This window comes from Kineothrix alysoides (genome assembly GCF_000732725.1).
Classification (GTDB): Bacteria; Bacillota; Clostridia; order Lachnospirales; family Lachnospiraceae; genus Kineothrix; species Kineothrix alysoides.
Map to the genome: position 1 here is coordinate 22,314 of NZ_JPNB01000002.1, position 13,014 is coordinate 35,327.

Annotated in this window: 10 protein-coding genes; 3 read left to right on the forward strand and 7 right to left on the reverse strand. The window is 45.0% G+C overall.

Annotation, left to right across the window (positions count from 1 at the left end; genetic code table 11):
- Positions 1-42: 42 nt before the first annotated feature.
- Together secA and CC90_RS0111070 are read right to left on the reverse strand one after the other, a co-directional pair.
- Entirely contained in the window at positions 43-2,607 is a 2,565-nt protein-coding gene (secA, locus tag CC90_RS0111065; protein ID WP_031390834.1) for a preprotein translocase subunit SecA, read from the reverse strand.
- A 276-nt stretch (positions 2,608-2,883) separates the two neighbouring features.
- Positions 2,884-3,891, reverse strand: a complete 1,008-nt coding sequence (locus tag CC90_RS0111070) for a glycoside hydrolase family 18 protein (protein ID WP_031390835.1) — start codon at positions 3,889-3,891, stop codon at positions 2,884-2,886.
- Between the two features lie 281 nt (positions 3,892-4,172).
- Here CC90_RS0111070 and ptb point away from each other — a divergent pair, with 281 nt between their 5' ends.
- Positions 4,173-5,084: a phosphate butyryltransferase gene (gene ptb / locus CC90_RS0111075; protein ID WP_031390836.1), complete on the forward strand. Its 912-nt coding sequence runs from the start codon at positions 4,173-4,175 to the stop codon at positions 5,082-5,084.
- Between the two features lie 39 nt (positions 5,085-5,123).
- Positions 5,124-6,191, forward strand: a complete 1,068-nt coding sequence (buk, locus tag CC90_RS0111080; RefSeq protein WP_031390837.1) for a butyrate kinase — start codon at positions 5,124-5,126, stop codon at positions 6,189-6,191.
- A gap of 139 nt (positions 6,192-6,330) precedes the next feature.
- On the opposite strand, the gene CC90_RS0111085 is transcribed toward buk, so the two are convergent.
- The 3 genes from CC90_RS0111085 to ybaK form a co-directional block, all read right to left on the reverse strand.
- Positions 6,331-7,005 (reverse strand): class II aldolase/adducin family protein, encoded by a 675-nt coding sequence (locus tag CC90_RS0111085; RefSeq protein ID WP_051869460.1) that lies wholly within the window; start codon positions 7,003-7,005, stop codon positions 6,331-6,333.
- Positions 7,006-7,102: 97 nt separating this feature from the next.
- Positions 7,103-8,200 carry an S-methyl-5-thioribose-1-phosphate isomerase gene (mtnA, locus tag CC90_RS0111090; protein ID WP_031390839.1) on the reverse strand — a complete coding sequence of 366 codons (1,098 nt, stop codon included), beginning with the start codon at positions 8,198-8,200 and terminating at the stop codon, positions 7,103-7,105.
- A 36-nt stretch (positions 8,201-8,236) separates the two neighbouring features.
- Complete coding sequence (gene ybaK / locus CC90_RS0111095; protein ID WP_408606122.1) at positions 8,237-8,686, reverse strand: Cys-tRNA(Pro) deacylase; 450 nt, start codon at positions 8,684-8,686, stop codon at positions 8,237-8,239.
- Between the two features lie 197 nt (positions 8,687-8,883).
- Here ybaK and CC90_RS0111100 point away from each other — a divergent pair, with 197 nt between their 5' ends.
- The gene (locus CC90_RS0111100) at positions 8,884-10,350 is read left to right on the forward strand and encodes a methyl-accepting chemotaxis protein (RefSeq protein ID WP_031390841.1); all 1,467 of its coding nucleotides are present in this window, start codon (positions 8,884-8,886) and stop codon (positions 10,348-10,350) included.
- Positions 10,351-10,502: 152 nt separating this feature from the next.
- On the opposite strand, the gene CC90_RS0111105 is transcribed toward CC90_RS0111100, so the two are convergent.
- Both CC90_RS0111105 and CC90_RS0111110 read right to left on the reverse strand, forming a co-directional pair.
- Positions 10,503-11,546, reverse strand: coding sequence for an inorganic phosphate transporter (locus CC90_RS0111105; protein WP_031390842.1), 1,044 nt, complete (start codon positions 11,544-11,546; stop codon positions 10,503-10,505).
- 421 nt (positions 11,547-11,967) lie between these two features.
- On the reverse strand, positions 11,968-13,014 hold the full coding sequence (locus CC90_RS0111110) for an electron transfer flavoprotein subunit alpha/FixB family protein (protein WP_031390843.1): 1,047 nt from the start codon (positions 13,012-13,014) through the stop codon (positions 11,968-11,970).

Consider the following 13,014-nt stretch of genomic DNA (forward strand, 5'->3'; position numbering starts at 1 on the left):
ACCACGCTTTCCTTCATTTCTATCTTTTTTTCAAACAGGTATTTACTTGCGCCCGCAACACTGCTTATATTTCTTACCGCTTCCGCAAGGGCAGGGATCATTTGGGTATACCTTTGCTGTCTCACGCTTTACCGGGCCCTTCTGCAAGGTATCGTCTTTATTCGTTCCTGTTACTTTCGCAACCTGTTCTCTCTCTACCTTCTGCTCGATTCTTACATGGAACAGCAGACGAACCGTTTCTTCCTTAATATTCTGTGCCATCTCATCGAACATCTCGTAACCGTTAAGCTTGTATTCCACAAGAGGATCTCTCTGCGCGTAAGCCTGCAAGCCTACGCCCTGGCGGAGCTGTTCCATATCATCAATATGATCCATCCATTTTCTATCGATTACCTTCAGTAAAATTACGCGTTCAATTTCACGCATCGCTTCGGGATTGGGAAATTCCGTCTCCTTGCTTTCATATAATTTTACCGCTTCTTCCTTAAGCTGCTGTTTTAAACTGTTCTTCTTCGGCTTTAATACCCTTCCCGTATTGACAGGACGGAGAGGTATCGTAGGCAAAAGCAAGGCATTTAATTCTGCAAAATTCCAATCATCAATGTCCGCGTCATCACTGATACTGATATCTACGGCATTTTCAGCGATATCGGTAATCATCTTGAAGATAGCATCGCGCATGCTCTGTCCGCTTAGCACCTGATGTCTCTCTTCGTATATGATCTCTCTCTGCTCGTTCATAACCTGATCGTATTCCAACAGGTTCTTTCTGATACCGAAGTTGTTGTTCTCTATTTTCTTCTGTGCGGATTCTATCGCTTTTGTCAATGACTTATGCTCAATTTCCTGATTCTCGGGAATGCCGAGAGCATTGAACATGCTGATCAGTCTCTCGGAGCCAAACAACCGCATTAACTCATCTTCCAGCGAAATGTAGAACTTAGATTCGCCCGGGTCTCCCTGACGGCCGGAACGACCGCGAAGCTGATTATCGATACGTCTCGATTCATGACGCTCCGTACCTACGATCTTAAGACCGCCTGCTGCTCTCGCTTCATCATCCAGTTTAATATCCGTACCACGTCCTGCCATGTTGGTGGCAATGGTAACCGCTCCGTGCATACCTGCATCCGCAACGATTTCCGCTTCCAGCTCATGGAACTTGGCATTCAGCACCTTATGGGTAATTCCGCGCTTGGTCAGCATCTTGCTTAGTTCTTCCGAAGCTTCGATAGTAATTGTGCCGACCAATACCGGCTGTCCCTTCTCATGAGCCGCTGCCACCGCTTCTACGATGGCGTGCAGCTTCTCTTTTCTCGTCTTATATACGGCATCCTGCAAATCCAGCCTGATTACCGGCTGGTTCGTCGGAATCTCGATAACGTCCATTCCGTAAATATCGCGGAATTCCTTTTCCTCTGTCAGAGCAGTACCGGTCATACCTGCTTTCTTCTCGAACTTATTAAAGAAGTTCTGGAAGGTTATGGTAGCAAGAGTCTTGCTTTCTCTCTTGACCTTTACATGCTCTTTCGCCTCAATGGCCTGATGCAGACCGTCAGAATAACGTCTTCCTGCCATAATACGTCCGGTAAACTCATCTACAATCAAAACCTGATCGTCCTTTACCACATAATCCTGATCTCTGAACATAAGGTTATGCGCTCTCAGGGCGAGGTTAATATTATGCTGAATCTCCAGATTGTCCGGATCCGCAAGATTTTCTATCTGGAAAAAGCGTTCTACCTTGGCAACACCTTCTGCTGTCAGGTTAACGATCTTGTCCTTCTCATTAACGATGAAATCTCCGGTCTCTTCTCTCTCTATGCCCATAATGGCATCCATCTTCGTAAGGTCCGCCATATCCTCACCGCGGGTAAGCTGTCTCGCGAGGACATCGCATGCTTCATACAGCTTGGTGGACTTGCCGCTCTGACCGGAAATAATGAGGGGTGTTCTCGCTTCATCGACGAGAACGGAGTCCACCTCATCGATAATCGCATAATGCAGATCGCGAAGTACAAGCTGTTCTTTATATATAACCATGTTATCTCTTAAGTAATCAAAGCCGAGCTCGTTGTTCGTCACATACGTGATATCGCAATTATAAGCTTCCCTGCGTTCTTCGGGCTTCATATCATTCAAGACCACGCCGACCTTAAGTCCCAAAAATTCGTGTACCTGTCCCATCCACTCGGCATCACGCTTCGCCAGATAATCGTTGACGGTTACCACATGTACACCTTTTCCTGCCAAAGCTTCCAAATAAGCGGGCAGAGTGGAAACCAAGGTCTTACCTTCACCGGTCTTCATCTCGGCAATACGTCCCTGGTGCAAAATCATACCGCCGATAAGCTGCACGCGGTAATGCTCCATATTAAGTACTCTCTTCGCTGCTTCTCTGACAGTGGCAAAAGCTTCCGGCAGAAGGTCGTCCAACGTCTCTCCGTCTTGTAAACGCTTTTTGTACTCTTTTGTCTTTTCTCTCAGTTGCTCATCAGACAGCTCTTTCATGGAGGGTCTTAAGCTCTCGATATTATCCGCGATGCCTTCTATTCTCTTTAATTCCCTCTCACTGTGAGTTCCAAAAACCTTATTAACAATATTCATAGTCAAACTCCCATACCATCCGGCACTCAAAACAGGGTACCTTAATATTTATTACAAAAAAATCCACTGTTTATTGTAACAGATTTAAAACTCATATTCAACTATTGTATCTGTTAATAGTTTATAAACTTTTTATTACGTTACTGTTCACTCCGTTCACAGTAACTCATGATTTCTGCATTTAAATTCGCTTCGCGAAGCAGAAATCATCTCTCGAATCACGTTCTTACGCAGCTTAACAGCAAGTGTTAAGCTGCTGTGTGAACAGTAACTTTATTACTTATCCAGTTGTTTACGTAAAAACTGTGTCAGGCTGTAGGTTTTATCCAGGCTGTATTCCCAGTACATCATCCCGTACATATTCTTTTCTTTCACGTATTCTGCTTTGTATTGTAATGCTCGTTCGTCTTCATAGGACACGAACTGGTCGCCGTTATACAAATAGACAGCTTTGGCCTCATCATCCCACAATTTTTTATAATTTTTCTTTCCGGTTTCCAGATATTCCACTATGATGTCATAGGTATGAGTCTGACCGCCTTTCTTTGCCGGGCTCCCGGGCTTCGAATTCTGAACACCTTTCCACTCGCGGCTGTAGAAGGCGGCTCCCATTACCAGCTTTTCAAAGGGTACGCCGGCAGATGCAAAAAGCCGGACTGCTGCGTCGCTGCTGGCTCCTTCTCCTGCGCCGGAATATAAGCCTGCATGGTGTCCAGTCACGCTGTCCCACTCGCCGTACAAATCATAGGTCATAAGCTGCACATAATCCAAAATGCCGGCAACTTCCTTCATCTGTGTATGTTCCACATAAGAACTCAGCGCTCCTGCGGCAATAGAAAGCAGCTTATATTCTCCAAAAGTATCCAGTCTGCTTCTCAGTGCTTTAAGCAGCAGGGTGAAGTTCCCCTTATCCTCAGGAATCGCCCGAATCCCCGCTTTATCAGAGCAAGGGTACTCCCAATCGATATCGATTCCGTCAAAGCCGTATTCCTCTATAAGACGTGCCGCTGATTCGGCAAATTTCGTCCGCCCTTCTTCCGTTTCCGCTGCCTGGGAAAATCCATCTGCCGCCCAACCGCCTACGGACAATACGATCTTAAGCTTCGGATTTATTTCCTTTAACCTTGCAATATCTCTCTTTCCATTCTTTTCCTTCCAATAAATCTCTCCTTTCCCGATTAAGCCAAAGGCTATGTTTACTCCATCCAGCGCTCTGACATCCTCGGCTTTCATGTCTCCCAGGCTATCGGTAAAGCAATATCCGATTAATTTTTTAAATTTCATTTTGCTCCTATCTGCCCGCTTTGGGGGGCGTACAAATCAAGAAGGTTAAAAGTGCATTTTTTTCAACCTTTCTCCTCTGATTTCCAATATTTATTTGAGTGGCTGTGAATCTCTCCACATCTCCCTATTTATATATATCTATATTTCAAAAGTCAATGTATTATCTTGGCACTTTTTGTGTTTCTTCCTGATTACGTGCCTTGACCTTAAACATAAGAAGTGTTATTATTTTAACGATTAGATATGTCCTATCGATAAATTAAAATATGAGGTGTGAACAAATGAGTAAAACGTTTGATGAGTTAATCTCCAAAGTAACTGAAATTCCCATGAAAAAGGTTTCTGTTGCAGTTGCGCAGGACTCCGCTGTATTAGAAGCGGTAAGGGCTGCGAAAGACAGAAAAATTGCGGATGCTATTCTGGTAGGCGATGAAGTCAAAATTAAGGATGTTGCAAAAGCGTCGGGAATCAATATCGATGATTTCGAGCTGGTGCATGTGGCAGACGATATTGAAGCTTCCCTGACCGCAGTAAAGCTCGTTCATGACGGCAGCGCCGACATGTATATGAAAGGTTTGATCGACACGAAGAATTTCTTAAAAAGCGTGCTGGATAAAGAGGTCGGTCTTCGCACCGGCAAGGCTTTATCGCATGTATGTGTATTCGATGTGGAAGGAATCGACCACCTGTTGTTTTTGACGGACGTGGCGTTCATTCCTTATCCGACCTTGGACGACAAAGTAAGTATCATCAATAATACATTGGAAATTACTAAGGCATGCGGCATAGAGTGCCCTAAAGTAGCTCCTCTCGCCGCAGTTGAGGTTGTAAATCCTAAAATGCCCGCTACTGTGGAGGCTGCTGAGCTGACTCAGATGAATAAGGACGGCAAAATTACCGGCTGTATCGTTGACGGTCCTCTTTCTCTGGATCTGGCCATCGATGCGGAGGCCGCAAAGCATAAGGGTGCCACCGACAGACAGATTCAAGGCGATGCTGATATTTTGCTTTTCCCCGACATACATGCCGGTAATCTCGTATATAAGGCGATGGTTCATACCGCAAACCTTAAGAACGGCAATATTTTAACGGGTACAAAGGCACCGGTTATATTAACCTCCCGTTCCGATTCCATGGAGGTAAAGGTCAACTCACTGGCCCTTGGTGCCGTCGTTGCAGAATTTTTAAAATAGTATCAAAATTAATCGATTATAGAATAAGGAGACTTGGCTATGTCAATAAAAAGCTTAATTATCAATCCCGGCTCTACCTCAACAAAAATCGGCGTGTTCGAAGATGAGACCCTGCTTTTCGAGGAAACACTGAGACACACCACTGAGGAAATCTCACAGTATTCTTCTATCGTAGATCAGAAGGATTTCAGGAAAAAGATCATTCTCGATTTAATGGAAAAGAAGAATTTCGACATGAAATCGTTAAAAGTCATCGTAGGGCGGGGCGGTATGCTAAAGCCGATTCCCAGCGGTACGTATGCAGTAACCGACGAGCTGCTGCATGATCTTATGATTGGGAAGCAGGGCGAACACGCTTCCAATCTGGGCGGTATTCTCGCAAGGGAGATTGGCGATTCTCTGAGCCTTCCCTCTTATATCGTAGACCCCGTAGTGGTGGACGAGCTCATGCCTATCGCCAGATATTCCGGAGTTCCCGAGCTTCCCCGTACCAGCGTATTCCATGCGCTGAACCAGAAAGCGGTAGCAAAGCGTTATGCGAAGGAAATAGGAAAATCCTATGATTCCTTGAATCTTATCGTGGTACATATGGGCGGAGGTGTTTCTGTAGGTGCACATGAGAAAGGGAAAGTAGTCGATATCTTCAACGCTCTGGACGGAGACGGCGCTTTTTCACCGGAAAGAGCCGGTGCAGTACCCTCCGGCGCGCTCGTTAAAATGTGTTTCTCAGGGCAATATACGGAAAAGGAAGTATATAAAAAGCTGGTCGGCGGCGGCGGTTTCAATGCATATCTTGGCACTAACGATATGCGGGATGTTGAGACCAGTGTACAAAAGGGCGACAAGGAAGCCACTTTGGTCCGCGAAGCGTTCCTCCTTCAGGTTGCCAAAGATATAGGTTCTATGGCCTGCGTTTTGAACGGTAAGGTAGACCAGATTATTATGACCGGCGGTATCGCATATAACAAAGGGGTAACTGATCGCTTAACGGAAAGAGCAGGCTTTATCGCTCCCGTTACTATCTATCCCGGTGAAGATGAGCTTCTGGCTCTCGTTCAAGGCGCTCTGCGTGTAATGAACGGAGAAGAAAAAACAATGGAATATTAGTTTCTGTAATTAATAACAGCAGCACCTGCCAAACTGCTCTCTCAGCTTGATAAGGAGAAGTCGGGGAAGGATGCTGCTGTTATTTTTATCGATGAATATACTACGATTTGACATGCCTTTTCTCTTCTATAAAAGCTTCTCATCTAATAGGTCTGCCGCCTCGTTTTATTCCAAATTTCTCCCGCATGGAAAGAAGCCTGTCGATTTGTTCCTCACCGAGCTTATTTTGCTTCTCCAGAATCTTGTCGGTAATCAAAAGTATTTTCGCATAGTATTCCATAGACTCCAAACGATAGTACGCAGAAAATGCGTCCTCTGCCCACGTTACGGCTCCATGGTTCGCCAGAAGTACTCCGTTATGTGTATGGCAGTAAGGTGCTATCACCTCCGGCACCTCGTTAGTGCCCAGCTCTGCATAAGGAGCTATCGGCACATCTCCCAGCGTAATTATCGCTTCCGCCAGTACCGGCGCATCCAGCGGAATTCCCGCGATGGCAAAGCATGTGCAGATAGGCGGATGTGCATGGCAGACCGAGAGGATATCGGAATTCTCCTTATAAGCACGAAGATGCATTTTCAATTCGGAAGATGGCTTGTATGTTCCCTCAAGAACATTTCCGTCAAGGTCTACCTTCACAAGCATCTTTTTCTTCATAAAGCCCTTGGAAACCCCTGTGGGCGTCGCCCATACTTCATTGTCTCCCGTCTTTATAGAAATGTTACCATCGTTAGCCGCCACGAAATTGCGCACATACATACGCTGTCCGATTTCAACAATCGCCTTTTTGGCCTGCTTTTGGGTCATATATGTCATATCTCTTGCCCTTCTTTTCCCTTATCTTTTACTTACTTTTTCTTGTGCTCCGACTTATACCTTATAGATTTTATTTACTTCTATTACTTTTTGTCCTTTATTTATTTTTGTTCTTCATTTCTCTGCTTTTTTCAAAAATCTCCTGCAAGGATTGTGCGAAAGGAGCTCTTGCAATGCCGTACTCGGTAACGATAGCGGTAATCAGCTCATGGTCCGTCACATCGAAAGCGGGATTGAATACCTTTACTCCTTCCGGGGTCAGTCTCTCCTTATACCACATTTCCGTCACTTCCTCCGCCGGGCGCTGTTCAATATGGATGTCGTCTCCCGTCTTCGTATTTCTGTCAATCGTAGAGGTAGGCGCGCAGACATAAAACGGGATATTGTAGCGTTTCGCAACCGCTGCCACAACCGAGGTTCCTATTTTATTGGCAACATCTCCATTCGCGGCTACCCGGTCACAGCCTACAAAAACAGCGTTTATCCATCCGTTTCGCATAACGGCTGCCGACATATTGTCACAGATAAGGGTCACATCCACTCCCGAGGACTGCAGCTCATAGGCGGTCAGTCTCGCTCCCTGCAGCAGCGGTCTCGTTTCGTCGGCAAACACGTGAAAATTATAACCCCTTTCCTGCCCCAGATAAATTGGAGCGGTAGCAGTACCGTATTTACTCGTCGCCAATTGTCCGGCGTTGCAGTGAGTCAGTATACCATCCCCCGGCTTTACAAGGTCAAGGCCATATTCCCCGATTTTTTTACATACCCATATATCTTCTTCCTTGATGGCTATGGCTTCCTCCCTCAGCTTCTCCTTTATCAGAGCTACCGGTAATTTTTCATTCGTCCGGCACACTTCCTCCATGCGGTTAAGTGCCCACGACAGATTAACAGCAGTAGGTCTGGAGGAGTTCAGATATTCCTTCTGTTTCACAAGCTCCTTATAGAAAGCCGCGTAGTCCTGCGTATCGATTCCTTTCGCGAGTATGTAAATACCGAAAGCGGCTGCCACGCCGATTGCAGGCGCTCCGCGCACCTTCAACAAATAAATGGCATCCCATATCTCCTCTGCTGTCTTTAAATGAATTAACTGCGTCCTTCCGGGAAGCAGCGTTTGGTCGATAATTACCACGGAAGTCTCATTGTCGTCCAAGGCAACCGTTTCATATTCCATAATATTCTTCTTATCCGTCATACGTCTGTTTTCTCTTTTCTTTACTTATTTCTATGCTTATACTGTAATATCGGCATATTGTGCGTGAGCTGCCTTTAGCAAATCTTCCGGCGCAAGTTCCATTTGGGACCCCAGCCTTCCGCCGCTGACAATTATTCGCTCTAATCCCTCCGCAGATATATCTACCTTCGTTACATATTGTTTCTTCATTCCGATTGCCGTACAGCCTCCCCTTATATAACCGGTCACATCGTTGATATCCTTTACATGAACCATCTGCATCGACTTTTCTCCTACCGCTTTCGCTGCCTTTTTCAAATCCAGCTCTTTTGCAATGGGAATAACAAATACGAAGTAGTTCTTACTGGTGCCCACAGCCACCAACGTTTTATAAACCTTCTCATAAGGAAATCCCAGGAGATCGGCTATTTGCAGTCCATCGATGAATTCCTCGCATTCATACGTATAATGTGTGTATTCTAACTTGTTTTTTTCCAGAATACGCATCGCGTTTGTCTTAATTTCTTTATTCTTAGCCACAATTCCACCTTCTTCTTAAAGTCTACTACTTTTGTACCATTCTTTTTACTCTTTGTAAACCGTGAAATTACTCATGGTTACGCCCCTAACAAATTATTGACCATCTCTTGCCAAATTGATATACTTGACATAATACGATAAAAATAAAATTGGAGGTACTACAGATGTTTAAAAAGAAGGGTTCTTGCGCAGAAATGATTTGTGTTTCTGAATATGTAGAAAATACCATAAACGGCATAGATACTGCCCCTTGTCCGCAAAGCACTTATCCGCTACACAGTACTATCATAAATCATTTTGATAAGCTGCTGCAAAATGAACGCCGTATGTCCGATGCCACCAAACAGGTGTTGGAAATTGCCACCTCCATCAGTTCCTTCGATGTGGAAATGACATTTATGTCAGATGAACTGCTCCACTTCGCTAAGGAATTGGCTGACTTAAGTGAATCCAACCTCGCTATTGTGGAAGAGACTACCTCCGCAATGAATGAGGTAAACAATACGATCGACGATACCGCTCATACGTTAGAACGCCTTTCGGAAGAGTCCTCTTCCCTGGCTGCTAAAAATAACGATAGCACTCAGATACTCCAAGAAGTAAGCGCGTTAAAGGAAAACGTAATTCAAGATACTAACGACATGAACAAAAAGATTACTCAATTGGTAACTCTCGCAGACGAAGTGGAAAAAATAGTAGTAAGTGTTCAGAGTATCGCCAATCAGACCAACCTGCTCGCCTTAAATGCTGCTATTGAAGCCGCCAGAGCGGGAGAGCATGGCAAGGGTTTCGCTGTCGTTGCAGACGAAGTGCGCACGCTGGCGGACGATACAAAGCAAAATTTAAGCGGCATGCAGAAATTTGTAGCTGAAATTCACAGCGCTGCCAATGACGGAAAGCTCAGCATTGAACGCACCCTTGCCTCTACCACACAGATGGATGAGAAAATCGATTTGGTTTCCCAGACGGTCAACAACAATATCGATATGTTGAACGGCGTTGTTGTAAGCGTATCGGATATCAATCAATCCATGCAAGGTATCAAATACTCTGCTGCGAATATCAATAAGGCTATGGAGACCTCCAGCAAAAATGCGGAGATGCTTGCAATGATGACACAGAACATTCATAACGATGCGGATGCAAGTGTTGCTTTCTCGAAAAACATTTCCGCCATCGATGATAAGCTCTCTCTCGTTTCCGCACAGCTATATGAAGGTCTGCGCAGCGGCAGGCACGCGGTTACCAACGAAGACTTCCATGCCACTATTGCTAAGGCAAAAAAGGCTCATGAGAACTGGGTGGCAAAGCTTGCGAGCATGACAGAAAACATGAAAGCGGTTCCTTTACAGACTAATTCCAAAAAATGTGAATTCGGACATTTTTATCATACGATAAAGGTTGACCACCCTGCTATTTCGGAGGACTGGAAAAAAATTGCTCCTATTCACAAGGATTTGCATGATTCAGGCGAAAAGATTATCAGTCTTATCAGAAATGGTGAGGAACAGGAAGCGAAACGGCTTCTTTCACATGCGGAGGATGACTCGAAAAAGGTCATCGCTTTGCTCGATACCATCGATAAAACTGTCACGGATTTAATGAAAAAGAATGTTAAAATCTTTTCTTAATACATAGAATACTTCTAAGCACATCATAAAAGAAAGCCGCATCACTATTGTGAGGCGACACCTGAAAATTAGACTTTATGGCGTAGTAGTTTTTAACTGCTACGCCCTTTTCTTTTATGCAGCCTGGAGACTGAGACGATATTCAACCGGATTCATACTACCGCTATGAACAGCTTTGCTGTCAGGTATCCAATTACTCCGCATCCGGGAAATGTAAGAATCCATGTAATGATCATCCGTTCCACAACTTTTTTGTTTACGCCGGATATATCCTGCGCTGCCCCTACTCCCATCATCGCTGTAGTTTTTATGTGAGTAGTGGAAACGGGTATGCCAAACAGGCTTGAGAAAAACAGACATACTGCTCCTGCGATATCCGACGCGAAGCCCTGCGGCTTTTCTAATTTCACCATGTCATTTCCTACCGTTCTGATAATACGTTTCCCGCCTATAGAGGTTCCCGCCGCCATAACCCCGCTGCATAGGAGCATCATCCAAAAGGGTATCTCAAAGTCTGTACTTCCCGCCCTTTTGCCGGCAAGACAGATTCCCAGCATAAAAACTGCCATGAATTTCTGCCCGTCCTGTGCACCGTGCATAAATGCCATTGCTGCCGCACCGGCTATTTGGGCCTTATCAAAATCCTTCTCCTTCCATCGCCCTGCCGCCCACAAGTCTACCGCTTTACCGCATATATATCCCATGGCTAAGCCGCATATAACGGACAGCAGCAAGCCGTACAGAACCTTCATCCATTCCGCTCTGCTGATACCCGCAACGCCGTTATGTAAGGCGATGGCTGCCCCTGAGATCCCTGCAATCAACGCATGGCTTTCGCTGGTCGGTATGCCGAAGCACCACGCTGCGGCCGCCCACAGAACAATAGAGGTCATAGCCGCACAAAGAGCAGCTAACGCCAACTTGGAATCTGCTCCAAAGTCCGCAATATAATAAATAGTAAAGGCCACCTTGGAATTGAACATAGTCATAAAAAGCATTCCTGCAAAATTAAAGACCGCTGCCATCCGTATGGCCCCTTCTAAGTCCATCGCCTTTGTAGATACACAAGTGACGATGGCATTCGGCGCATCCGTCCATCCATTCACTAATATAACACTTGTTATTAATAGTGATGTTATTCGTAATATTGGGTTTTGCAGGAATTGTTCCAAAAATTCATGAAATAATATGGTCATTTCCATACCTTCTATACTATATTAAAGAAATTTTTGCATTAAATCCTTCATAATTATTTTTTTTATGTTCTTCTCTTTGATTTCTTTTCTTTACCTTCTTCTTTTTACTTTCTTCTCTTCACTTTATCTTCTTCTCTCTGCTCTCTTCTTTTTACCCTTTTCCCTCTACTATCTTCTTTTTATTCTCTTCTCTTTGCTCTCTTCTTTTTATTCTCTTCACAGTAGATTATTCACTATTGCTTCTTCCTTACAGCAGGATCCCGGCTTACTATAAATATAATAAACAAGTGAAAGGAATATACCAAAGAAAAGCTATCCACACATTACAAAAGCCGATGCAGCATCCATCACATGGCACCGCATCGGCTTTCGTTATTATTTCATCACTGCATTTATTACTATTTTATCATCTTTACTGCAATTATTTATTAGCAGCGAACTCTGCTTTCAATCTCTCCGTAAGTGCAGGAACAATTTTGTTCAAGTCTCCGACAATACCATAATCAGCTACATCGAAGATAGGAGCTGTCTCGTCTTTGTTGATAGCAATGATGACGTCGGATTCTTCCATACCTGCCAAATGCTGAATCGCTCCGGAAATACCGATTGCAAAGTACAGGTTAGGGCGAACGGTCTTACCGGTCTGGCCTACCTGAAGATCCTTAGGCTTCCATCCGGAATCAACAGCCGCACGGGAGCAGCTTACTGTAGCACCCAGTACATCTGCGAGGTCTTCCAGCATTTTGAAATTCTCTGCGCTGCAAACACCACGGCCGCCGGAAACGAGAATCTTCGCATCCATAATGTCTTCCGTCTCAGCAACAGCTTTTACTATATCGAGAATTTCAACATAGTTATTGTTAGGTGTAAAGCCGGGATTGAACTCTTCAATAACGGCTTTCGCATTCTCATCCTTACGAGCCTTCTGCATAACGCCGGGGCGAACCGTTGCCATCTGAGGACGGAATTCCGGACATGCAATCGTAGCGATGGTATTGCCTCCGAAAGCGGGACGTGTCATGAGAAGCTGGTTGTGCAACTGCTCTCTTCCCGGAATAGGGTTAATCGGGAAATCGCCGATTTCAAGTCTTGTACAGTCTGCCGTAAGTCCGGTATGCACTCTTGCGGACACGCGGGGACCGAGATCGCGTCCGATAGCGGTAGCGCCAACTAAGAAGATTTCCGGTTTATATTTCTCGATAACAGAAGCCAGTGCATGTGTGTAAGGCTCTGTTCTGTATTCTTTAAGCTCAGGATCATCCACAAGAATAACCTTATCCGCGCCGTAAGCTGCAAGTTCGTCCGCAAGCGCTTTCACACCGCTTCCTACCAAAACAGCCGTAACTTCAGTTCCTAAATCTTTTGCAAGCTCTTTACCCTTGCCCACCAGTTCCAAAGCGATACCGCTAAGCTCGTTATCTACCTGCTGTGCAAAGACAAATACTCCTTTATATTCTGCTATATTCAT

Bases quoted from the DNA above. Each gene is read 5' to 3' on its own strand.
- CC90_RS0111105 (WP_031390842.1), bottom strand. From the start codon at position 11,546: ATGACCATATTATTTCATGAATTTTTGGAACAATTCCTGCAAAACCCA.
- buk (WP_031390837.1), top strand. From the start codon at position 5,124: ATGTCAATAAAAAGCTTAATTATCAATCCCGGCTCTACCTCAACAAAA.
- mtnA (WP_031390839.1), bottom strand. From the start codon at position 8,200: ATGACGGATAAGAAGAATATTATGGAATATGAAACGGTTGCCTTGGAC.
- CC90_RS0111085 (WP_051869460.1), bottom strand. From the start codon at position 7,005: ATGACATATATGACCCAAAAGCAGGCCAAAAAGGCGATTGTTGAAATC.
- secA (WP_031390834.1), bottom strand. From the start codon at position 2,607: ATGAATATTGTTAATAAGGTTTTTGGAACTCACAGTGAGAGGGAATTA.
- ybaK (WP_408606122.1), bottom strand. From the start codon at position 8,686: ATGCGTATTCTGGAAAAAAACAAGTTAGAATACACACATTATACGTAT.
- CC90_RS0111110 (WP_031390843.1), bottom strand. From the start codon at position 13,014: ATGAATATAGCAGAATATAAAGGAGTATTTGTCTTTGCACAGCAGGTA.
- ptb (WP_031390836.1), top strand. From the start codon at position 4,173: ATGAGTAAAACGTTTGATGAGTTAATCTCCAAAGTAACTGAAATTCCC.
- CC90_RS0111070 (WP_031390835.1), bottom strand. From the start codon at position 3,891: ATGAAATTTAAAAAATTAATCGGATATTGCTTTACCGATAGCCTGGGA.
- CC90_RS0111100 (WP_031390841.1), top strand. From the start codon at position 8,884: ATGTTTAAAAAGAAGGGTTCTTGCGCAGAAATGATTTGTGTTTCTGAA.